Below are 20,368 nucleotides of genomic sequence, written 5' to 3' on the forward strand. Positions count from 1 at the left end.
GTGCGTGTTCTCGGTACGCATTGATCGTCTGACGAACTCGGGAGAGCGACCAGGCACCCCAGGGTGGGGAAGCATTCACCTCGGCGGTGGGACTTCTCCCACCCCTGTGGTTTTCACCGGGCGCGAGCGCCGGGTCAACGCTCAGGCCGGCCCGGCCGCGGCCACCGACTTGGCGGGCAGGTGGCCCGCCCGCCGCACCGCCCAGATGGTGACGCCCAGCGCCACCGCGGTCAGCGGCCAGCCCATCGCGATGCGGGCGAAGGCCAGCCAGCCGGTGCGGTCGGTGTCGTAGAGCTGCGACTGCACCAGGTAGCGCGCCCCGAACACCATGATCCACGTGGCGGTGGCCAGATCGTAGAGGCGCACCGAGCGCGGATCCGACCGCCAGTCGGAGCCGTGACCGTTCAGCACACCCCAGATGACGCCGACCAACGGTCTACGGACCAGGATGGACACGAGGAACACCCCCGCGTACACGAGGCTGGTGTAGATGCCGAAGAGGAAGAACCCCTTGGCCTCGCCCATCCGATAGGCGATGAAAGCGCAGATGCCGACGCCGAAGAACCCTGAGATGGCGGGCTGCACGGGATCGCGCCGCACGAGGCGCCACAGGAGTATGGCGGCGGCCACTCCGAGGGCCGACCAGATCGCGGCGGCCAGCCCGGCGAAGCTGTTCACGGGAACGAACACGACGACGGGGAGCGTCGAGTAGATCAGGCCGCTGAAACCGCCGAGTTGTTCGAGGAGGGTCTGCTCGGCACGTTGCTCGTCACGGTCGGGCACGTCGAGCCCGGTGCGGTCGTCCGATCCTGCTTTGTCGTCGCTCCAAGGCATACGTCAGCTGTTCCCGCGCAATTCGTAGTAGGGGTTGAAGATCACTTTGCGTCCGTCACGGTCGCCGACCCGGCCGCGGACGAGGATGCGCCGCCCCGGCTCGATGCCGGGAATGCGCCTGCGCCCGATCCAGACCAGTGTGATGGCGTCGGTGCCGTCGAAGAACTCCGCTTGGACGCTGGCGCCCGCGGACTTCGGACATGCTTCGACACTGCGGAGCCTACCCAGCATGGTGGCCTCGTCACCGCGCCGACACTCCGACGCACGCGACGCGCCCGAGGCTTCGGAGGTCTCGGCCAGCTCTTCGGCATCCAGCTGATCGAGGTCCTGGGTCAGCCTGCGGCCCAGACGTCGAAAATACCCTGAGGCTGCGGATGACATTGTGCACGCTCTCCTGCATAGAGCAGATGGCGTGGGTCGCACACCATCGTGAGGGATCCGATCCGCACGACCTGCTGCGGCCGTACAACGCCACTGTAGATGGGCCGGGCCACCCCCGCTACGCTCGGACCGATGTTCGACTCCCCACACCCCGCCCGCGTCGTGGCGCTGCCCGGCACCGGGTCCGACGCCGACTTCGCGCGGCGTGCTTTCGGGCCCGCCAGCGCCGCACGCGGCTTGGATTTCGTCGCGGTGGAACCGGACCCGCGCCAGGTAGTTGCGAGCTGCCTGGCGGCGTTGGAGGCGGCAGCGGACGCCACCCCGGTCCTGGTGGCGGGCATCTCGCTCGGCGCGGCGATCGCCTTGGAGTGGGCCGCGGAGCACCCGGACCGCGTGGCCGGGGTGGTGGCGGCACTGCCAGCCTGGACCGGATCCGACACCGCCGCCTGTCCGGCCGCGCTGAGCGCGGCGGCGACCGCGGCCCAGCTGCGCGCCGACGGCTTGGCCCCGGTGATCGACCGGATGCGGGCGAGCAGCCCCCGGTGGCTGGCGGACGCGCTGACCCAGTCGTGGCGGGCGCAGTGGCCGGACCTTCCGCGGGCGCTGGAGGAGGCCGCCGACTACAAGTGGCCCGCCGCCGAGCTGTTGGCCACCTTCGAGCCGCCGCTCGCGGTGATCGCCGCGGTCGACGACCCCGTGCATCCGCCCGCGGTGGCCGAGGAGTGGGCGGCGCTGGCCCCGCGCTCGCGGCTGCACCGGATCACCCTGGACCAACTCGGCGCCGATCCCGCGATCCTCGGACACACGGGGCTCGGCGCCTTCGGGTGAACTGCCCGGCTCAGTTCAGGCCGAGTTGCTGCATGGCCGATCCGTCCGCACCGCGGCGCGGACCCGGCGGCATCCGCGGCACCACCGGCTGCGCGCCGGTCTGCGCCGCCACCTGCGCGGCCATCGCCTGCTGCTGGGCCTCGACCTGCTGTTGATGAGCCGCCGCCAACTGCTCGGCCAACTGCTGCGGCAGCACCACCGGCAGCGGCTCGCGCACCGGCAGCGGGTCCTCGCCACGCCGGACGACCGTCTCGCTCAGGACCGCCCGCGCCGCCTTGACCAGCGGGGTGCCGTCGTTCGCCGCGCCCGACGGACCCGCCGCCACCAGCCGCACCATCCAGCGATAACCGTCCACCCCGATGAAACGCAGGTCAGCACCCTCGGTGAGAGCCAGCAACTCCCGGCCCCACGGCCCGTTCTCCACCGACACCCTGGCGCCGTCCTTGCGCAGCGAGTCGGCCAGATCCGCGGCGACCAGCCGCCATTGACCCGAGGTCTTGGGCGCGGCATAAGCCGCGACGGTGATCCGGCCGTGTTCGGTGGCCAGGTGCACCGCTTGCGGCTGGCCCTCCGGCGTCATCTCGACCTGCAGCTGGCCGCCCGGCGGCACCGGCACCAGCACCGACCCCAGATCCAGCCGCTGCTCGGACACCGCGTCGAGCAGTTCCGCGACCTCGTCGTAGTCGTACGGGCCGGGCCGTCCGTGCGGACGGTCGACGTTCAGATCCACGCCCTCGTACGAGCGCTCATCGGTGGGGGCGTCGTCGTAGAAGTCGTCGTCGTACTCGTCTTCGTAGGCGGGCTCGTAGTCGCCGTAGTCCTCCGCCTCGTCGTACCGGTCGTCCTCGGCCCGGCTCGACTTCTTTCGCTTTCCGAACATTCCCGTCATGCCTCCTTGCCGGCCGCCCGGCCCACCCCGTTCGTCTGTGCGGTCAGGCTCGCGTGACCGCCGCTGGAGCCATACCCGCCCGCCCCCCGAGTCGTCTCGTCGAGCGAGTCGACCTCCACGAAATCCACCAGCTCCACTCGCTGCACCAGCAGTTGCGCGATCCGGTCGCCGCGACGCAACTCGATCGGCGTGCGCGGGTCGTGGTTGATCAGGCACACCTTGATCTCGCCCCGATACCCCGCGTCCACCGTGCCGGGGGTGTTCACCACCGACAGCCCGGTCTTGGCCGCCAGACCCGAGCGCGGATGGATCAGACCGACCGTGCCGACCGGTAGCGCGACCGCGACACCGGTGCCGACCAGTACCCGCTCTCCGGGCTCCAGGATGACGTCTTGCGTGGTGCACAGATCCACGCCCGCGTCGCCCGTATGGGCGCGCGTGGGCACGGGTATGCCGGGGTCCAGCCGCAGCAAGGGTATGGGTGAAAGTGCGCTCACGTTGGACGAGCCTACGCGTAGGCTGTTTGCCCTCGTGACTTAGTGTTGACTCGTGTCGGACCAGCCCAATCCCATGACCACGGACGAGAAAAAGCAGCGCGCGCACCACTACCGGGAGCGCCTGTGGGTGCCGCTGTGGTGGTGGCCGGTGGCCTTCGCCATCACCGGATTGCTCGCGGCGGAGATCCACATGGGCGCGCCGGGTCTGCGGGCGTGGCTGCCTTATGTGCTGTTGTTCCCGGTGCCGGTCTGGGTGCTGCTGTGGCTGAGCCGGCACCGCGTCGAAGTGGCGCCGGACGCGAACGGCACACCGGAGTTGCGCGCCGATCGCGCACATCTCCCGGTGAATTTCGTCGCCCGTGCGGCGGCCGTCGCTCCCACCGCGAAAAGCGCGGCGCTGGGTCGCCAGCTCGACCCCGCCGCTTATGTCCAGCATCGACCCTGGGTCGGGCCGATGGTCTTGCTCGTGCTCGACGACCCGGACGATCCGACGCCGTACTGGCTGGTCAGTACGCGGCGGCCCGAACGGGTCCTCGCCGCGCTCGGTCTACCGAGCGCGGGCTGACACTCTGCTCGATCTCGTCGAGCTCAGGCGGCGCAATCCATGCAGATCATCTGGCCGCCCTTCTCACTGGCCAGCCTGCTCCGGTGATGAACCAGGAAACAGCTGGAACAGGTGAACTCGTCGGCCTGCTTCGGGATCACCCGAACCGTCAGCACTTCCTCGGACAGGTCGGCGCCGGGAAGCTCGAACGACTCCGCGGTATCGGATTCGTCGATATCCACGACGGCGGACTGTGCCTCGTTACGACGAGCCTTCAGCTCCTCCAGCGAGTCCTCCGACACATCGTCGGATTCGGTGCGCCTCGGTGCGTCATAGTCGGTTGCCATGTCGTCTTCCCCTCGTCCTAACTCCGTATATCCCGGACCGGTCCGCTCACACCCGATTCCTGCCGGAACCGCCGCGACCGGTACCGCCCCGCCGGTGGTGCACGTCACACGTACACCGGTCGCCTATCAGGGCGGATCAGGCCGATCCACTCCCGATAGCGCTGGGTAAACGCAGGACATGCCCTTCTTGTTCCCGCGACCGACCACTGACTTCCGCACCGGTGATTCGATCTGGGCCGCCAGACAATAGCGGACCCCGGAGCAAAAGTCGCAATCAAAACACACACGAGTCGAAAATGAGGGCCAATCGACACCGTCCGGGGAACGCACCGAGACCTTGCGCCGCGACCCCGCCACATTTTCGTAGAGTGTGCTGGTGGTTTCACTGATCACCGAAGGCACCGCGACGGATTCGCAAGGTCAGCCGTTCGTGCGCCGCCGGCCCCAGCCCTGGCTCATCATGCTCGGCGTTCTCGCCCTGATCTGCGGGATCGTCTGGGTCAAAGCCCTCACGACGCACGACACCGACCACACCGCGATGGCGTGCAACTCACCGAGTCCGGCCGCGGATCCTGGTGCGCCGCAAGCGACTCCGCTCGGCCAGCGAGTCGGTGCGAGCCGACTGCAGGACGTGGAACCCGCCGCGCTGGCGGCGAGCAAGGTGCGCGTGCTGAACGCGAACAATCAGCGCGGCCAAGCCGCGCACGTCGCCGCCCAGCTCGGCGACCTCGGCTTCGCGAGCGCACCCGGAACGCAATACGGCAACGATTCGGTATACGTCAACGGCGACCTGGAATGCACCGGCCAGATCCGCTTCGGCGTCAACGGCCGGCCGGCCGCCGCCGCGGTGCAACTGGTCGCGCCGTGCGCCGAGCTGATCGAGGATCAGCGCGGCGACGACACCGTCGATCTGGTGCTGGGCTCGCTGTTCCGCGACATCCGGCCCAGCAACGACGCCGAAGAGGTGCTGCGTTCGCTGAAGAACCCGGCGCCGGGCAACTCCACCTCCATCGATATCAAGCTGCTCGACGCCGCACGTCAGGCCCGCTGCTGATCAGCGATCCGGAATCGGCTCGGTAGCCCCGACCCGGGCCAGCAACTCGCCGAGTTCGTCGGCGATGCCGGGCGCGGCGGCGACCACCAGGTCGCCGTCGGCGCCCGGCGCCGTCGCGGGCGGAAGCGTCAGCCGCGCGCCCGCCTCCGCGGCGATCAGCGCGCCCGCGCCCCAGTCCCAGGCGTTCAAGCCGTGCTCGTAGTAGGCGTCCACCCGACCCGCCGCGACATGGCACAGATCCAGCGCAGCCGCACCGAAACGGCGGATGTCGCGCACGTGCGGCAGCACCTGCGCGATCAGTTCCGCCTGCCTGCTCCGGCGATGCCTGCCATAGGCGAATCCGGTGGCCACCAACGACATCCCGAGCGATTCGACCGGCGTGCAGCGCAGGTGCTCCACCGCGCCTTCGGCGTCGACGCGCAGCGCGCCGAGCCCCAGCCCGGCGCTGTAGGTCGCCGCCCGCGCGACATCCACCACGGCGCCCGCGACCGGCCGCCCACCCCGCAGCGCGGCCACCGACACGGCGTAGCCGGGAATGCCGTAGAGGAAGTTGACGGTGCCGTCGATCGGATCCACCACCCAGTGGACGGTGTCGGCGCTCGCGTCATCGATGCTGCCGCCGCCCTCTTCGCCGAGGATCGGATCGCCGGGGCGCTGTTCGGCGAGCAGTTTTCGGATCAGCTCTTCGGTCTCGGTGTCCACGATGGTCACCGGGTCGGTCTCGTGGCTCTTGGACTGCACCGCGCCCTCGGCGTGCGCTCCCGCGGGCCCGAACACCTCCGGACGGCGGGCGCGGACGTGAGCGGCAGCGGTCTCGGCGAGGTCGACCGCGACCCGGCGCAGGTCGGCCTCGTCGCCGCGCGCGACGATCGAGACGAAGGAGTCGGGGGTGTAGTCGGACACTGGTGATGAGGTTTCCGGCACGCCCTTATCGCATCACACATCCTCGCCGAACACCCAGCCTCGTGGGCCCATTACTCTTGTCGTGCACGACACAGCGCCGTCGTCGGGCATCCCATTCGCACGCCCGCCGTGGCGTCCCGGGCCCCGTGCAGCGCTGTCATCACACCGGCCAGCACAGGGAGACGAGGGGTTAGTCATGTCCGCTCGGGGGCACGCATTCGGCATCGATATCGGCGGCAGCGGCGTCAAAGGCGCCACGGTCGATCTGGCCACCGGCGAGTTGGTCCACGAGCGGATCAAGATCGCGACACCGCATCCCGCGACTCCGTTCGCCGTAGCCGAGGCGGTGGCCCAGTTGGTCGACCAAGCCAAGTGGACCGGGCCGGTCGGCCTCACCCTGCCCGCGGTGGTGATCGGCGGCGTGGCGCGCACCGCGGCGAACATCGACAAGTCCTGGATCGGCACCGACGCGCGGGCGCTGTTCTCCGCCGCGCTCGGCGGCCGTCCGGTCACCGTGCTCAACGACGCGGACGCCGCGGGCATGGCCGAGGACCACTACGGCGCGGCACGGAATTTCGCGGGCCTGGTCATGCTGCTGACCTTCGGCACCGGCATCGGCTCCGCGTTGCTCTACCACGGCACGCTGGTGCCCAACACCGAGCTCGGTCACCTGGAGGTGCAGGGCATGGAGAGCGAGCACCGGGCCGCGGCGTCGATCAAGGAACGCGACGACCTGAGCTACGAGCAGTGGGCCGCGCAGGTCAGCCTGGTCCTGACCACGCTGGAGAATCTCTTCTTCCCGGTCGTCTTCGTCGCGGGCGGCGGCATCAGCAGGGACTCCGAGAAGTGGATTCCCCTGCTCACCAACCGGACGCCCGTGATCCCGGCCCGCCTGCGGAACACCGCGGGCATCGTCGGCGCCGCCATGGCGATCGCGGGGGGCGTCGCACCGTGAGGCGCGCGGGAACCGCGAGGATGCCGTTCCCGGCATCGTGCCGTAGGTACCCTGGTTAGATCGTTACAATGGAACGTGCCCGGCCGAGCCGGAGAAACCCCGACCGGCCCTCCGCCGGTGAAACCCGACAGATCGCTCCGCCGGAACACCACTCTGGCGTGACGCCGCACGAGACCGTCACGAAAGGGCGTACGTGGTAGCCACGAATACCCGTCAGACCGCCGAATCGGCCGATGCCGACTCCGCAGATGTAACCGCAGCACGGCCGGTCCGTAAGGCTGCCGCGAAGAAGGCTCCGGCGAAGAAGGCCGCCGCCAAGAAGGCGCCTGCCAAGAAGGCCGCGAAGGCGGCCAAGGCTCCCGCGAAGAAGGCCACGACCAAGAAGGCGGGCCCGGACGGCGAGCCCGGCGCCGACGAGGCGATCGAGGACGAGTCGCTCGATCTCGACGATCTCGGCGATCTGGAGGTCTCCGAGGAGGACCTCGCCGACGGCGACGAACTGGTCGACGTCGCCGAGGACACCGAAACCGAGGAAGCCGAGAGCGAGGAGGCCGACGAGCCGACGGCCGCCGACAAGGCCTCCGGCGACTTCGTCTGGGACGAAGAGGAGTCCGAGGCGCTGCGCCAGGCCCGCAAGGACGCCGAGCTCACCGCCTCCGCCGACTCGGTCCGCGCCTACCTCAAGCAGATCGGCAAGGTCGCGCTGCTCAACGCCGAAGAGGAGGTCGAACTCGCCAAGCGGATCGAGGCCGGCCTCTACGCGGCGGAGAAGGTGCGCGAGTTCGCCGAGCAGGGCGAGAAGCTGCCGGTCGCGATGCGCCGCGACTACAACTGGATCGTCCGCGACGGCAACCGGGCCAAGAACCACCTGCTGGAGGCCAACCTGCGCTTGGTCGTCTCGCTGGCCAAGCGCTACACCGGCCGCGGCATGGCGTTCCTCGACCTGATCCAGGAGGGCAACCTGGGTCTGATCCGCGCGGTGGAGAAGTTCGACTACACCAAGGGCTACAAGTTCTCCACGTACGCCACCTGGTGGATCCGGCAGGCCATCACCCGCGCCATGGCCGACCAGGCCCGCACCATCCGCATCCCGGTGCACATGGTGGAGGTCATCAACAAGCTCGGCCGCATCCAGCGTGAGCTGCTCCAGGATCTCGGTCGCGAGCCGACGCCGGAGGAACTGGCCAAGGAAATGGACATCACGCCGGAGAAGGTGCTGGAGATCCAGCAGTACGCGCGTGAACCCATCTCGCTGGACCAGACCATCGGCGACGAGGGCGACAGCCAGCTCGGTGACTTCATCGAGGACTCCGAGGCCGTGGTCGCCGTCGACGCGGTGAGCTTCACGCTGCTGCAGGATCAGCTGCAGTCGGTGCTGGAGACGCTGTCGGAGCGGGAGGCGGGCGTGGTCCGGCTGCGGTTCGGTCTCACCGACGGCCAGCCGCGCACCCTCGACGAGATCGGCCAGGTCTACGGGGTCACCCGCGAACGCATCCGCCAGATCGAGTCCAAGACCATGAGCAAGCTGCGCCACCCCAGCCGCTCGCAGGTCCTGCGCGACTACCTCGACTAGGTCGCCTCGCCTCGACGCCCGCATTCGTCGTGCCGCTCGAATCTTTCCAGCGGCCGGCGAATGCGGGCGTCGCGCTTTTCCGGGGAGCCTGCTCCGCGCGCGGGCGTCGAACAGGACTCCGGCCGCATTCTCGGCCCGACGGGCGGCCCTGTCGGCACGGGGTGGGCACGGCGAACTCGCACCGAGCACGGCAGACTTGCGGAGTGGTTGCCTCGACCTCGACTCCGTGCGTGCCGCGCTCACCTTGGACGCGGACCGTCGATCTGCGCGCCGAGTTGCGTGACACCCTGGCCTGGCTGCGCCGTCCTGGATTGCCGCGGCGGATGCTGCCTGCGATCCGGGCGCATCTGGGGGCCGCGCCCGCCAGCACCGCCTACGCGTTCACGTTGTTCGTCACGTGGTGGACGTTGCGCGGGGTCGGGGACTCGGTCGAGCGCAGGCTGATCTTCTCGGCGTCGACCAATCTGTACAACATGCGGCACAATCCGGTTCAGGTGCTGGTCGCGTCCGCGTTCTGGACCGAGGGCGGGTTTCCCTGGACGACCATCGCCGGTTTCCTGGTCGTCATGGCTTATGCGGAGCGCTGGCTGGGCACCGCGCGCTGGATTCTGCTGTTCGCGACCGGGCATATCGGGGCGACGCTGCTCACCGTCACCGGCATCGCCCATGCCATCGACCGCGGCGTCATCCCCTTACGGGTGGCCGTCGCAGCGGATGTCGGTACCAGTTACGGGTTCTCGGCCGTGCTCGCGGCGTTGGCGTTCCGGTTCCGGGGCAGGGTACGGCTGGTGTGGGCGGGGGCGATCCTCGTCACGCTCGGTGCAGCGCTGTGGATCGAACCGACGTTCACCGACTACGGCCATCTGTGCGCCGCCGCCATCGGGCTGGCGGTCGGCGCGATCGCCGGCCTGTTGTGGCACCGACTGGAACGGGTCGCGGCGCGCAAGGCCGCCCAGGACTGATCAGGAGACCTGCGGCTCGGGGCGGCCGCGGCTGTGCAGCACCTCGGCCACCGGCTCGACCACGCGCGCCGCGATCGGGCCGAGTACCGCCATCAGCAGGACGTACGTCGAGGTGAGGGCGGTGAGCTGACCGTCTATCGCGCCCGCGCTCACGGCCAGTCCCGCGATGATGATGGAGAATTCGCCGCGCGCGACCAGGGCCGCGCCCGCGCGGGCCCGGCCCAGCGGCCGGATGCCCTGGCGCGCGGCGGCCCACCATCCGGTCGCCACTTTGGTCACCACGGTGATCACCGCCAGCAGGATCGCCCAGCCCAGCACCGGCGGGATCCCTCGCAGGTCGGTGTTCAACCCGAAGGCCACGAAGAAGATGGCCGCGAACAGGTCGCGCAGCGGCTCAAGCATTTTCGCCGCCGTGTGCGCGGTAGAACCGGAGATCGCGATGCCGAGCAGAAACGCTCCGACCGCGGCCGACACGCTCAGCGCCGAGGAGGCGCCCGCCACCAGCAGCGCGGCGCCGAGCAGGGTGAGCAGGAAGACCTCGCGGTCGGCGCTGTCCACGATCGCCGACACATACCGCCCGTAGCGCAGTGCCACCGCGAGGACCAGCGTGATGGTGAGCAGGGCCACCGCCAGGGCGCGCAGCCCGCTGAGCCAGCTCAGGCCGGCCAGCACCGTGGTGAGGATCGGCAGGTAGACCGCCATCGCCAGATCCTCGAATACGAGGATGGACAGGATCACCGGCGTCTCGCGATTGCCCAGGCGGCCGAGATCGTCGAGGACTTTCGCCACGATGCCCGACGACGAGATGTAGGTGACACCCGCCATCGTGATCGCGCCGGGGAGGCCCCAGCCCAGCATCAGCGCCACCACCGCGCCGGGCGACGCGTTGACCACGATGTCCACCACACCGGCGGGCCAGGAACGACGCAGCCCGGTGACCAGCTCCGCGGCCGTGTACTCCAGGCCGAGCAGCAAGAGCAGCAGCACCACGCCGATCTCACCGGCCACGTGGCCGAAGTCATGAGCGGCCCGCAGTTCGATGAGACCGCCCTGACCGAAGGCGACACCGCCGAGCAGGTACAGCGGGATGGGCGACATCCCGACACGGCCCGCGACACGACCCAGCATGCCGAGAACGAAAAGAACCGCTCCGAGCTCGATCAGGGCGAGCGCGGTGTCCGTCACGTCAGCCGTGCGTCAAGATCTTCGCGGCGGCATCCAAGCCCTCCGGAGTGCCGACGACTACGAGCAGGTCGCCCGCGGTGAAGGTGAAATCGGGGCCGGGCGAGGGATGCAACTGCCCGGCCCGCATGACCGCGACGATGGAGACCTTCGTGCGGGTGCGCATCTCGGTTTCGCCGAGGGTGCGGCCGTCGTACGGGGAGTCGTCCCCGATCGGCAGCTGGCGCGTGGTGATCCCGGGCATGTCGCGGTGGTCGTCGTTGAGCTTGGCGACCAACTGCGGCGCGCCGAGTAGATTGGCCAGGACCGCTGCTTCGTCGGTGGTGAGCGGGATCTGCGCGGCACAGGCGTCGGGATCGTCGAGCTTGGAGACGATCAGGTCGATATCACCGTCGCGGTGGGCGACCACGCCGATTCGGCGACCGGAACGCACTTCGAAGTCCTTGCGGACCCCGATGCCGGGTAGTGCGGTGACGTCGACGTTCACGCCCTCCAGATTAGCCGGATCACCGCCTGCGCGAACGGATCGGTCATCACTTCGGCCGATGGCGCGTCGTCTGCGCTGTGCTGTGATGGAGGCGTGCGGCGGTGGTCGGATTTGCCGGAGCGGACGCGGGACGCGCTGGGCGCGGTGATCGCGTTCGCCGGCGGCGCGGCGCTCTATCTCACCGGCCTGTCGACGATGACCGACCGAGGCGAGCAGGTGTCGTTGTGGGTGCGATTCGGTGTGCTCGCCGTGCTGTGCCTGGCGACGTTCGCCCGGCGCCGCGCACCGGTCGCGGCCATGCTGGGCGGACTCGTCCCCTTGGCGATGGACATCCGCCTCGGCGCCACCGTGTCGGTGTGGATCATCTACGCCGACCTGATCTACGCCGCCGTGCTGTACTCCGGGCGCCGGAACGCGCGGATCACGACACTGTCCTGGTTCGCGCTCTCCGGCGTCCTCGTAGTCCTGGTTCTGGCGCTGACCGGCGACCCGCGTGCGGTGTCGCTCGCCCTGGTGGCGGTGTTCAGTTTCGTCGCGACACCGATCTGGTGGGCGAATTCGGTGCGCACGCACAAGGAGGTGGCGCACGCCGAGCGCGCCCGCGCCCAGGCGCTGACCCTGGTCGCCGAACTCGACCGGCGCGCGGCCGTCGCCGACGAGCGCACCACGATGGCGCGCGACCTGCACGACGTGATCGCCGGGCACCTGTCGGCCATCGCGCTGCACTCGGAGGCGGCGCTCGGAATACTGGACCGCCGTACAGCCGACCCCGCGGTGGCCGGGATCATGCGGTCCATCCGGGCCGACAGTGTCGGTGCGCTGGAGGAGATGCGCACCATGATCGGATTGTTGCGTAGCGACGACGCCGCGGCGGAGGTCGCCGCACCCCGCACGCTCGCGCAGTTGCCGATCCTGGTGGACGCCGCCCGCGCCGCGGGGGTTTCGGTGCTGATACGCGAATCGCCGACCGGCGCAGCGCTGCCCAGTGCGGTCGGCCAGGCCGCATATCGGATCGTGCAGGAAGCTATGACCAACGCCATGAAGCACGCACCAGGACAGGAGATCTGCATCGACGTGCGTACCGAGGAGGGGATGCTCACCATATCCGTCCGCAACCGGATCGGGCCGCGGCCATCCGGCGCGACGGATCGAGCCGGGCGTGGTCTGGCGAATATGCGTGAGCGTGCCGCTGCGCTCGGCGGAAGCCTGCATGCCGGAACGGATTCCGGCCGCTGGGAAGTTCTGGCCTGCCTGCCGCTCGGATCCATGGACGCCGCATGACAATTCGGGTGGTGATCGCCGACGACCACGCGGCGATTCGCGCGGGGCTGCGGATGATTTTGGAGGCCGAGGACGACATCGAGGTGGTCGGCGAGGCGGCCGACGGCGATGTCGCGGTGGCGCAGTCGAAAGCGCTGCGGCCGCAGGTGGTGCTGATGGACGTGCGGATGCCGGGGGTGGACGGCATCGCCGCCACCGAGCGGATCACCGCGGACGGTCTGGCCGCGGTGTTGATTCTGACCACCTTCGACTTGGACGACTACGTCTTTCGCACGCTGCGGGCGGGGGCTTCGGGGTTCGTGCTGAAATCGACGTCGGGACGGGCCCTGGTCGAGGCGGTGCGCGCGGTGGCGGCGGGTGACGGCGTGCTGGCTCCGGAAGTGACGCGAGCGGTGATCGCGGCGTTCGCCTCGCCGAACGGCGCCGGAACGCGACCGGCTCCCGACGGGCTCCACGGACTCACCGAACGAGAACGCGAAGTGCTCGACTGTCTCGGCGACGGGTTGTCCAACGCGCAGATCGCGCGCCGGTTGTTCATCGGCGAGACGACCGTGAAGACGCACGTGTCCCGGGTGCTGTCGAAACTCGGTGTGCGGTCGCGGGTTCAGGCCGCCATCGTGGCGCGCGAGATCCGGGACCGGTGATCACGCCGTGCGTGGGGCGAAACTCCCGTCCGCCTCGGGCGGGTACTCATCGACTCCGGTGACAGCGGCCACCGGCAGGGGGCCGTACAGATGCGGGAAGAGCATCGATTCCGGGTCGGTGGGGACGCCCGGCTCCCATTCGATGGGCGAACCCACGCGGTGGGCGTCGATCCGCAGCAGCACGAGATCACGCCGACCGTGAAACAAGCGGTTTGCGGGCAGGTGCACCTGCTGGGGCGTGGAGAGATGGATGAACCCTGCTTCGGTGAGCGAGGGCGCACGGTACTCCCCCGTTTGCCGAGCGGAAAGCCATTCGTCCAAAGTGCATAGGTGAACAAGCGTGTGAGTGTCATAGGTCACGGGTAATCTCCCGGTAGACAACTGGATCGGTCGATCGAGGGTGTGACGCAGCGCACATCGACGGCATGACCTGTGGCGTTCGCCCGTAGCGAAATCCCTGGTCGTGTTATCGAAAACACACTGCTTCATACGCGGGAACAAAGTCCCCCGTCCCGAACGTCTGACAGAGTAGTCATACCCCTGCTGGGAAGTAGCGGTAGCGAGCTCGTGGTGAGTGACCACGGGCCCCACACCAGGTGAACGGTCGTCGGGACCGGGAGCCAGGACGGAGGAGTCATGCCAGGAACCCTGACAAGCACCCCACTGACCGCGGTCGATCGTTGCGACCGCTGCGGGGCGGCCGCTCGAGTGCGCGCCGTACTGCCCGCGGGTGGAGAGTTGCTCTTCTGCCAGCACCACGCGAACGAACACATGGATCGGCTGCGTGAGCTGGACGCCGTGATCGACACGGAGTCCGCTCCCACGCTCTGATCTGCTCCTCGCGTCCTGACACAACAGCATCGGACAACAGAACACCGTTTCCACCGGCAGCGGGCGCCCCCCCCGTCGCCCCCGGCCCGCGGGTGCGGGGGCGGTGCGGTTCCGGACACCGCGCCGGGGATGCCGTCCAGCAGCCTGGCCAGGCCGAACTCGAAGGCGCCGTCTGGGTCGGCGGGCGCCTGGTACAGCTCACCAACCGCGGCACCGACGCGTGACGAGAGCGGGAAACGGCTCGGCGGCATGACCTCGGCCAGCAGCGGGCCGTGCACCTCCCACCACCGCGCGTCACTCATCCGCCCGGTCTCTCTGGCCGCGGCCACCGCCATGCGGGCGTTCCCGGTGGCGAACTCCGCCAGCACGGCGATCACCCGGTCCATCACCACGTCCGGCAGGCCGAGTCCGTCGATCGCGGCGAGCTGCCGTTCGTAGCGGCGCATCCGCCCCGGCCCGAGCACCAGCCGCCACGGCGGGACGTCGAGCAGCCAGGGGTGTGCGACGAGTTCCGCGCGGACCTGCCTGGCCACGGCGGCCATCCGCTCGCGCGGCGGCAGATCGCCGGGTATGGGCGGATCCTCGTCGGCGACCGCGTCGACCATGAGGACCGTCAGCGCGTCCTTGCTCGGCACATAGGTGTACAGACCCATCGGCCGCAGCCCGAGTTCGGCGGCGACCGTGCGGATGGAGACCTTGTCGTAGCCCTCGCGGTCGGCGAGTGCGACCGCCGCCGCGACCACCCCGTCGACGCTCACGGTCTGCTTCGGACCGCGTCCCACCGGACGCGGTGGAAGTTCGTGCCGCCACAGCAGGCTCATCAGCCGCCCGGCCTGGTCGAGTGTGCTGTCCTCGCTCACCGGCTCCTCGGAATCAATTCGATACGGTGTACGTTGTTACAGTACTCCGTACACCATACGTTGATCTGAGGGGTGCGCCCTGCCCAGCACACAAGCCACATACCTGCCCGATCGGCACATGTTCGCGGTCTGGTCCTGGACGGGAACCACCACCGGCCCGCTCCCGGCCGGTCCGGGCGACCCCGAGACCATCGTGCTGGCCGTCCCGGCCGCGGACGGAGCCCTCGCGGTCGCCGAGGTCGACGCCGTCCTGGTCGACGCCGAGACTCTCGCCGGTTCGACGCCCGAGCAGCCCGGCGAGTCGGTCCTGTCCTGGCAGCGGATCGTGCGGTCCGTGCTCGCCGATCCGGACGGGGAGCCGCTCGACACGGATGGCGTTGCCTTGCCCATCGCGGCGCACGCGGTGCCGGACGCGTCCGGCACCGCGGTCGTCTCCGCGCAACGCGCGCTGCGCGTCCTGCACGACACCGAGGCGGTCACCGCGGAGCTGCGAGCGACGTTGAAAGCGCGGCTTCGGCCCTACCAGGCCCGCGGGGTCGGCTGGCTGCGCGAAACGGTGGCCGCCCACGGCGGCGCGGTGCTCGCCGACGAGATGGGTCTCGGCAAGACCGTCCAGACCATCGGTTTCCTGCTCGACCGGGCCTCGGCAGGCCCGCAAGTGGTGGTGTGCCCGACCTCGCTGGTCGGCAACTGGGCACACGAGATCGGCCGATTCGCGCCGGGGCTGCGCGTGGTCGTCTGGCGTGGCGGCACCGTCGACGCCGACGCCGGCACCATCGTCGTCACCGGTTATCCGACCTTGCGACTGCACGGACCGATGGCGGCGCAGCGGGGATGGGCGACGGCCGTCTTCGACGAGGCACAGGCGCTGAAGAATCCCCGCACCCAGGTCGCGAAGGCGGCGCGCGCGATCGACGCGGCCGCGACGGTGGCGCTCACGGGCACGCCGGTGGAGAACCATCTCGACGAGTTGTGGGCCCTGCTGCACCTGGTGGCGCCGCAACTGTTCGGGCACCGGACGCAATTCCGGCGGCGCTTCGTACGACCGATCCACGAGGGGTCGGCGGCCGCCGCGGCGCGGTTGCGCGACACCATAGAACCGGTCGTGCTGGCACGAACCAAGAGTCAGGTCGCCGCCGCCTTGCCCGCGAAGATCCACAATGACCTGCTCTGCGATCTCACCGCCGAGCAGGAGCGGCTCTACGACCAGTTGCTCGACAAAGCCGTCGCCGACGGATTCGGCGCGGGCATCGAGCGCCACGGCCGCGTGCTCGCGGCGCTGACCGCGCTCAAGCAGGTGTGCAACCATCCCGGCCTGATCACCGGCGAACTCGACGAGTTGACCGGCCGGTCCGGAAAGCTCGACCTGTGCACCGACATCATCGCCACCAATCTCGAAACCGATAGTCCGACATTGATTTTCACCCAGTACCGGCAGACCGGTGAGTTACTCGTCCGGCATCTGGCCGACCGGTTCGGGGTGACCGCGCCGTTCTTCCACGGTGGGCTCTCGCAGGCCGAGCGCGCCGAGATCGTCACCCGGTTCCAGGCCGAGGACGGCCCACCGGTGCTGGTGCTCAGCCTGCGCGCGGCGGGCACCGGGCTCACCTTGACCCGCGCGGCCGACGTCGTCCACTTCGATCGGTGGTGGAATCCCGCGGTGGAGGCACAGGCCTCCGACCGGGTGCACCGGATCGGCCAGACCCGCACGGTCACCGTCACCACGCTCACCTCCACCACCACCGTGGAGGAGCACATCGCGGGCATGCACGACCGCAAGGCCGCGCTGCGCGACCTCGGCGACGCGGCGGGCATCGCGGCGCTGGCCGCGCTGGACGACGACCAGTTGCTCGAGATCTTGCGCCGCAAGAGGGAGAACTGATGGCCGACAACGAATTCGGGTACACCGCGTGGGGCATGGACTGGGTGCGGCTGGCCGAGCCGCTGCGCCAGACCAGGCCGGATCCGCTGTTGCCCCGCGCCCGCAGCATCGCCCGGAACAACGGCGTTCGGGCCACCGTCGAGGGGCGGGTGGTGCGAGCCGCCATCCACCGCGGCGGGCAGGCGTCGGTGACCCACGTGGAGGTCGCGCCGCTGTCCCGGCAGACGATCACCGCCGTCACCGGGATCGCGCCGGACACGACCGTGCTGACCGACGACATGCACCACGCGATGACGGCGGCCGGGATCTCGCTCGCGCCCGTTCTCGCGGGCACCGACTGCTCGTGCACGGCACGCAAGGCACGATGCGTGCACGTCTTGGCCGTCTACTACGAGATGGCTCGGCAAGTCGACGCGGATCCGCGACTAGGATTGGCGATCCAGGGCTATTTCGACGCCGCGCCCCGGGATGCGGACGCATCCGCAGCACAGGCCCGGTGGACGCCGATCAGTGCGCTGGATCCCCAGCGCTTCTTCACGACGACGCCCGGCTGAACGGAGAGAGGCGATCCCCTACGCCCCACGAGGACCTCACTCCGGCCGCCGTGCCCGGAAGCGAAAACTCGCTGCGCCGGTGTCGATCTCCACGTCGGTGAAGCCGATCCGGCGCAGCCGGTCGGCGGCCGTCTCCGGTGGCACGGGCACGCACGTGTCGCCGAGATGCATGAGGCGGAACATCCGGCCGTCGAGCCCGTCGCTGCCCGCGAACACGCCGCCCGGGCGCAGTACCCGCAGAGCGTCGGCGAACACCGCGTCCTGCCTACCGGGCGTCGGCACGTGGTGCAGCATCGTGAAGCAGACCACGGAGTCGAATCGACCCGAGGGCAGCGGCATCTGGGCTCCATCGCCGTCGATCACCGTCATCGCCGCGCCGTGCCGGTCGCGCAACCGCGCGGCCAGCACCGCATCGATCTCGACACCGGTGAGCGCGGAGGTGCGAGCCAGCAACGCGGACACGTTCGCGCCGTAGCCAGGACCGATCTCCACAGTGTCGGAGCCGAGGTCGAGGCCGGACAGTGCCCACGGCACGATGCGCGTCGCGCTGGTCTTCTCCCACATCGACGAGCGGCACAGCAATCGGTGAAAGATGTTCATCGCCATGCCTGTCACGCTAGGAACGGATCGCGCCGGGCACGACAAGCTACGGTGACAAACTGTGTCGCAGAACGGTCACGCCGAGATCCATCCCGCCCCGACCGGCGCGACCGCCATGGTGTTCGGGGTCGGCGTGCTGCCCGCGGGGCACTGGTTCGGCTTGCACGAACACCCGCAACACCAGATCGCCTGGGCCTCCCGCGGGGTCCTCGCGGTCGAGGTGGACGACAGTCGCTGGGTGTTGCCGCCGACGAGGGCGCTGTGGATCCCCGCGGGCATCGCGCACCGCACCGGCACGTCCGACGGCGCGGCGATGCGCGGCATCTTCCTCGACCCCGGCCGGTGCGCGGTGGACTTCCGCGCGCCGACCATGTTGCGCGTGACCCGGCTCCTGCACGAACTGTTCGACCTGCTCACCACGGCGGACACCACCCTGCAGCGGCGGGCGCGCGCGGAAGCGGTGGTGTTCGATCTGCTGGAGCCCGTGGAGGTGATCCCGATCGGCGCTCACCTACCGGCCGATCCGCGGGCGCGGCGGGTGGCCGACGCCCTCGCCGCCGACCCGGCAGACCCGAGGACGCTCGCCGAATTCGCCGCCGACGTCGCGACCAGCCCGCGCACCCTGGCCCGGTTGTTCGTCTCGGAAACCGGTCTCGGTTTCGCCCACTGGCGCACGCAGATCCGGCTTGCCGCTTCCCTGCCGCTGCTCGCCGCGGGCCTGCCGATCGCCCGGATCGCCGGCCGGGTCGGCTACGGGACGCCGAGCGCTTACGTCGCGGCGTTCCGGCGGTCCGTCGGGGTCTCGCCGGGACGGTATTTCAGCGGCTGATCAGGCGTTGGTGCCGCTGTCCACGGTGAGGAACGCGCCGGTCACGCTGCGCCCGGACGGACCGGCCAGGAAGGCCACCGTAGCCGCGACATCGTCGGCGGCGCCGAAGCGGCCCAGCGCGGTCAACTCCCGCTGCCGCTGCGCGTGGGCGCCGTCCCCGGGGTTCATGTCGGTGTCGGTGGAGCCGGGCTGCACGAGGTTCACCGTGATCGCACGCGGGCCCAGTTCGCGCGCCAGCGCCTTGGTGAAGCCGTTGAGGGCGGACTTGCTGAGGTTGTAGAGCGTCACACCGTCGAAGGGCGCGTGATCGGTGAGGTTGGTGCCGATGCTGATGATCCGTCCCCCGGCGGTCATGTGCGCGACCGCGGCCTGCGCGCCGACGAACGCGGCACGAGCGTGCACGCCGAGCGCGTTGTCGATCTCGGCGAGGGTGAACTCCTCGAACGGCTTCGCCGGAAAGATCCCCGCGTTGTTGACCAGGATGTCCAGCCCGCCGAGTTCGGACGCGGCGCGGTCCACGGCCGCGCGTACGGCCGTGGCGTCGGCGCTGTCGGCCCGGATCGCGACGGCTCGGCGGCCGAGTGCCTCGACTTCTCCGACCACCGCCTTCGCCTGCCCTTCGGCGTGCTGGTAGGTCAGCGCCACGTCCGCGCCCGCGGCGGCGAGGCGGCGCGCGATCGCCGCTCCGATCCCGCGGCTACCCCCGGTGACCAGCGCGACCTTGCCCGTCAGCTCCGACAGCGGCTACTCCTCAAATTTTGTGTCGATCAATACATAAATAGCCAAGCGCATTGGCCGCGACGATGTCAAGGGGTATATTTAACGATCGACACAGAAAGGGTCGGGATGGCTGGACGGGGACGACCGCGCGCCTTCGATCGCGCCGAGGCGTTGCGCCGCGCCATGGAGGTGTTCTGGGAGCACGGCTACGAGGGCGCCTCGATGAGCGACCTCACCGCCGCGATGGGGATCAACTCCCCCAGTCTCTACGCCGCGTTCGGCGGCAAGGAGGAGTTGTTCCGCGCGGCGGTCGAACTCTACGGGCACACCGACGGCGGCTACACCGCCCGCGCGCTGCGCGAGGAGCCGACCGCGCGGGCGGCTGTGGAGGCGATGCTGCGCGACAACGCGAGGGCCTACACCGAGGAGAACAAGCCGCACGGATGCATGGTCGTGCTCGCCGGCTCCACTTACACCACACGCAACACCCGTATCCGCGACTTCCTGGTCGACAAGCGCCGAGCGACGACCGAAGACATCCGGCGACGGCTCGAACGCGGCGTCGCCGAGGGCGACCTGCCGGAAGGCACCGACAGCGCGGCGCTGGCCGGTTTCTACACCACCGTCCTCTACGGACTGTCCATCCAGGCGCGGGACGGGGCGTCGCCGGCGGAACTCACCGCGTCCATCGACTGTGCCATGGCCGCCTGGCCCGCCCCGGCCGACTGACG

At 69.8% G+C, this 20,368-nt stretch carries 24 protein-coding genes and 1 pseudogene; 13 read left to right on the plus strand and 12 right to left on the minus strand.

Features of this window, described 5'->3' with window-relative positions:
- Positions 1-141 precede the first annotated feature (141 nt).
- The gene (locus tag GVY64_RS01890; protein WP_159838030.1) at positions 142-834 is read right to left on the minus strand and encodes a DUF3159 domain-containing protein; all 693 of its coding nucleotides are present in this window, start codon (positions 832-834) and stop codon (positions 142-144) included.
- Between the two features lie 3 nt (positions 835-837).
- Entirely contained in the window at positions 838-1,215 is a 378-nt protein-coding gene (locus GVY64_RS01895; RefSeq protein WP_040867807.1) for an OB-fold nucleic acid binding domain-containing protein, read from the minus strand.
- Positions 1,216-1,347: 132 nt separating this feature from the next.
- Here GVY64_RS01895 and GVY64_RS01900 point away from each other — a divergent pair, with 132 nt between their 5' ends.
- Positions 1,348-2,043 carry an alpha/beta fold hydrolase gene (locus GVY64_RS01900; RefSeq protein ID WP_159838032.1) on the plus strand — a complete coding sequence of 232 codons (696 nt, stop codon included), beginning with the start codon at positions 1,348-1,350 and terminating at the stop codon, positions 2,041-2,043.
- A 10-nt stretch (positions 2,044-2,053) separates the two neighbouring features.
- Here the strand turns inward: GVY64_RS01900 and GVY64_RS01905 are convergent, their stop codons facing one another.
- A complete protein-coding gene (locus GVY64_RS01905) occupies positions 2,054-2,923 on the minus strand; it encodes a DUF3710 domain-containing protein (protein WP_159838034.1) in 870 nt (289 codons plus the stop codon).
- Positions 2,924-2,928: 5 nt separating this feature from the next.
- Positions 2,929-3,429: a dUTP diphosphatase gene (gene dut / locus GVY64_RS01910; RefSeq protein ID WP_159838036.1), complete on the minus strand. Its 501-nt coding sequence runs from the start codon at positions 3,427-3,429 to the stop codon at positions 2,929-2,931.
- 73 nt (positions 3,430-3,502) lie between these two features.
- Between dut and GVY64_RS01915 the strand changes: the two genes are divergently transcribed.
- The gene (locus GVY64_RS01915) at positions 3,503-3,994 is read left to right on the plus strand and encodes a DUF3093 domain-containing protein (RefSeq protein WP_159838273.1); all 492 of its coding nucleotides are present in this window, start codon (positions 3,503-3,505) and stop codon (positions 3,992-3,994) included.
- Between the two features lie 23 nt (positions 3,995-4,017).
- Here the strand turns inward: GVY64_RS01915 and GVY64_RS01920 are convergent, their stop codons facing one another.
- The gene (locus GVY64_RS01920) at positions 4,018-4,320 is read right to left on the minus strand and encodes a DUF4193 domain-containing protein (RefSeq protein WP_039799153.1); all 303 of its coding nucleotides are present in this window, start codon (positions 4,318-4,320) and stop codon (positions 4,018-4,020) included.
- Between the two features lie 376 nt (positions 4,321-4,696).
- Between GVY64_RS01920 and cei the strand changes: the two genes are divergently transcribed.
- Positions 4,697-5,374 carry an envelope integrity protein Cei gene (gene cei / locus GVY64_RS01925; protein ID WP_159838038.1) on the plus strand — a complete coding sequence of 226 codons (678 nt, stop codon included), beginning with the start codon at positions 4,697-4,699 and terminating at the stop codon, positions 5,372-5,374.
- Here the strand turns inward: cei and GVY64_RS01930 are convergent, their stop codons facing one another.
- Entirely contained in the window at positions 5,375-6,277 is a 903-nt protein-coding gene (locus GVY64_RS01930) for an inositol monophosphatase family protein (protein ID WP_159838040.1), read from the minus strand.
- 196 nt (positions 6,278-6,473) lie between these two features.
- On the opposite strand from GVY64_RS01930, the gene ppgK reads away from it, so the two are divergent.
- The 3 genes from ppgK (at position 6,474) to GVY64_RS01945 (ending at position 9,767) form a co-directional block, all read left to right on the plus strand.
- Positions 6,474-7,232 (plus strand): polyphosphate--glucose phosphotransferase, encoded by a 759-nt coding sequence (gene ppgK, locus GVY64_RS01935; protein WP_159838042.1) that lies wholly within the window; start codon positions 6,474-6,476, stop codon positions 7,230-7,232.
- Positions 7,233-7,425: 193 nt separating this feature from the next.
- The gene (locus GVY64_RS01940) at positions 7,426-8,805 is read left to right on the plus strand and encodes an RNA polymerase sigma factor (protein ID WP_159838044.1); all 1,380 of its coding nucleotides are present in this window, start codon (positions 7,426-7,428) and stop codon (positions 8,803-8,805) included.
- 230 nt (positions 8,806-9,035) lie between these two features.
- Positions 9,036-9,767: a rhomboid-like protein gene (locus GVY64_RS01945; protein ID WP_236566537.1), complete on the plus strand. Its 732-nt coding sequence runs from the start codon at positions 9,036-9,038 to the stop codon at positions 9,765-9,767.
- Here GVY64_RS01945 and GVY64_RS01950 read toward each other — a convergent pair whose 3' ends face one another.
- On the minus strand, positions 9,768-10,952 hold the full coding sequence (locus GVY64_RS01950; protein WP_159838048.1) for a cation:proton antiporter: 1,185 nt from the start codon (positions 10,950-10,952) through the stop codon (positions 9,768-9,770). It lies immediately after the preceding gene.
- 1 nt (position 10,953) lies between these two features.
- Positions 10,954-11,436 carry a cation:proton antiporter regulatory subunit gene (locus GVY64_RS01955; RefSeq protein ID WP_159838050.1) on the minus strand — a complete coding sequence of 161 codons (483 nt, stop codon included), beginning with the start codon at positions 11,434-11,436 and terminating at the stop codon, positions 10,954-10,956.
- A gap of 111 nt (positions 11,437-11,547) precedes the next feature.
- Here GVY64_RS01955 and GVY64_RS01960 point away from each other — a divergent pair, with 111 nt between their 5' ends.
- Positions 11,548-12,717: a sensor histidine kinase gene (locus GVY64_RS01960; RefSeq protein ID WP_236566538.1), complete on the plus strand. Its 1,170-nt coding sequence runs from the start codon at positions 11,548-11,550 to the stop codon at positions 12,715-12,717.
- The gene (locus GVY64_RS01965) at positions 12,714-13,361 is read left to right on the plus strand and encodes a response regulator (protein ID WP_159838054.1); all 648 of its coding nucleotides are present in this window, start codon (positions 12,714-12,716) and stop codon (positions 13,359-13,361) included. Before GVY64_RS01960 ends, GVY64_RS01965 begins: the two co-directional genes overlap by 4 nt.
- Here the strand turns inward: GVY64_RS01965 and GVY64_RS01970 are convergent, their stop codons facing one another.
- Positions 13,362-13,721: a DUF952 domain-containing protein gene (locus GVY64_RS01970; RefSeq protein WP_236566539.1), complete on the minus strand. Its 360-nt coding sequence runs from the start codon at positions 13,719-13,721 to the stop codon at positions 13,362-13,364. It abuts the gene before it with no gap.
- A gap of 276 nt (positions 13,722-13,997) precedes the next feature.
- Here GVY64_RS01970 and GVY64_RS37635 point away from each other — a divergent pair, with 276 nt between their 5' ends.
- Entirely contained in the window at positions 13,998-14,192 is a 195-nt protein-coding gene (locus tag GVY64_RS37635) for a DUF7455 domain-containing protein (protein ID WP_159838275.1), read from the plus strand.
- A gap of 128 nt (positions 14,193-14,320) precedes the next feature.
- Here GVY64_RS37635 and GVY64_RS01980 read toward each other — a convergent pair.
- Positions 14,321-15,013, minus strand: a pseudogene (locus GVY64_RS01980) (TetR/AcrR family transcriptional regulator C-terminal domain-containing protein); the annotation flags it as partial.
- Positions 15,014-15,170: 157 nt separating this feature from the next.
- Between GVY64_RS01980 and GVY64_RS01985 the strand changes: the two are divergent.
- Positions 15,171-16,934, plus strand: a complete 1,764-nt coding sequence (locus tag GVY64_RS01985; RefSeq protein ID WP_159838058.1) for a DEAD/DEAH box helicase — start codon at positions 15,171-15,173, stop codon at positions 16,932-16,934.
- Positions 16,934-17,488, plus strand: a complete 555-nt coding sequence (locus tag GVY64_RS01990; protein WP_159838060.1) for a hypothetical protein — start codon at positions 16,934-16,936, stop codon at positions 17,486-17,488. Before GVY64_RS01985 ends, GVY64_RS01990 begins: the two co-directional genes overlap by 1 nt.
- Positions 17,489-17,524: 36 nt before the next feature.
- Here the strand turns inward: GVY64_RS01990 and GVY64_RS01995 are convergent, their stop codons facing one another.
- A complete protein-coding gene (locus tag GVY64_RS01995; protein WP_159838062.1) occupies positions 17,525-18,094 on the minus strand; it encodes a class I SAM-dependent methyltransferase in 570 nt (189 codons plus the stop codon).
- A 55-nt stretch (positions 18,095-18,149) separates the two neighbouring features.
- Between GVY64_RS01995 and GVY64_RS02000 the strand changes: the two genes are divergently transcribed.
- Positions 18,150-18,917: an AraC family transcriptional regulator gene (locus GVY64_RS02000; protein WP_236566540.1), complete on the plus strand. Its 768-nt coding sequence runs from the start codon at positions 18,150-18,152 to the stop codon at positions 18,915-18,917.
- Here GVY64_RS02000 and GVY64_RS02005 read toward each other — a convergent pair whose 3' ends face one another.
- Positions 18,918-19,658 (minus strand): SDR family NAD(P)-dependent oxidoreductase, encoded by a 741-nt coding sequence (locus GVY64_RS02005; RefSeq protein WP_159838279.1) that lies wholly within the window; start codon positions 19,656-19,658, stop codon positions 18,918-18,920.
- Positions 19,659-19,763: 105 nt separating this feature from the next.
- Between GVY64_RS02005 and GVY64_RS02010 the strand changes: the two genes are divergently transcribed.
- A complete protein-coding gene (locus GVY64_RS02010) occupies positions 19,764-20,366 on the plus strand; it encodes a TetR/AcrR family transcriptional regulator (RefSeq protein ID WP_159838064.1) in 603 nt (200 codons plus the stop codon).
- Positions 20,367-20,368: the final 2 nt, after the last annotated feature.

The sequence above is a fragment of the Nocardia sp. CY41 genome, from assembly GCF_009829325.1.
GTDB lineage: Bacteria > Actinomycetota > Actinomycetes > Mycobacteriales > Mycobacteriaceae > Nocardia.

Coding starts and splice junctions, on each gene's coding strand:
- GVY64_RS01890 (WP_159838030.1), bottom strand. CDS start 834: ATGCCTTGGAGCGACGACAAAGCAGGATCGGACGACCGCACCGGGCTC.
- GVY64_RS01895 (WP_040867807.1), bottom strand. CDS start 1,215: ATGTCATCCGCAGCCTCAGGGTATTTTCGACGTCTGGGCCGCAGGCTG.
- GVY64_RS01900 (WP_159838032.1), top strand. CDS start 1,348: ATGTTCGACTCCCCACACCCCGCCCGCGTCGTGGCGCTGCCCGGCACC.
- GVY64_RS01905 (WP_159838034.1), bottom strand. CDS start 2,923: ATGTTCGGAAAGCGAAAGAAGTCGAGCCGGGCCGAGGACGACCGGTAC.
- GVY64_RS01915 (WP_159838273.1), top strand. CDS start 3,503: ATGACCACGGACGAGAAAAAGCAGCGCGCGCACCACTACCGGGAGCGC.
- GVY64_RS01920 (WP_039799153.1), bottom strand. CDS start 4,320: ATGGCAACCGACTATGACGCACCGAGGCGCACCGAATCCGACGATGTG.
- ppgK (WP_159838042.1), top strand. CDS start 6,474: ATGTCCGCTCGGGGGCACGCATTCGGCATCGATATCGGCGGCAGCGGC.
- GVY64_RS01965 (WP_159838054.1), top strand. CDS start 12,714: ATGACAATTCGGGTGGTGATCGCCGACGACCACGCGGCGATTCGCGCG.
- GVY64_RS37635 (WP_159838275.1), top strand. CDS start 13,998: ATGCCAGGAACCCTGACAAGCACCCCACTGACCGCGGTCGATCGTTGC.
- GVY64_RS01985 (WP_159838058.1), top strand. CDS start 15,171: ATGTTCGCGGTCTGGTCCTGGACGGGAACCACCACCGGCCCGCTCCCG.
- GVY64_RS01990 (WP_159838060.1), top strand. CDS start 16,934: ATGGCCGACAACGAATTCGGGTACACCGCGTGGGGCATGGACTGGGTG.
- GVY64_RS01995 (WP_159838062.1), bottom strand. CDS start 18,094: ATGGCGATGAACATCTTTCACCGATTGCTGTGCCGCTCGTCGATGTGG.
- GVY64_RS02010 (WP_159838064.1), top strand. CDS start 19,764: ATGGCTGGACGGGGACGACCGCGCGCCTTCGATCGCGCCGAGGCGTTG.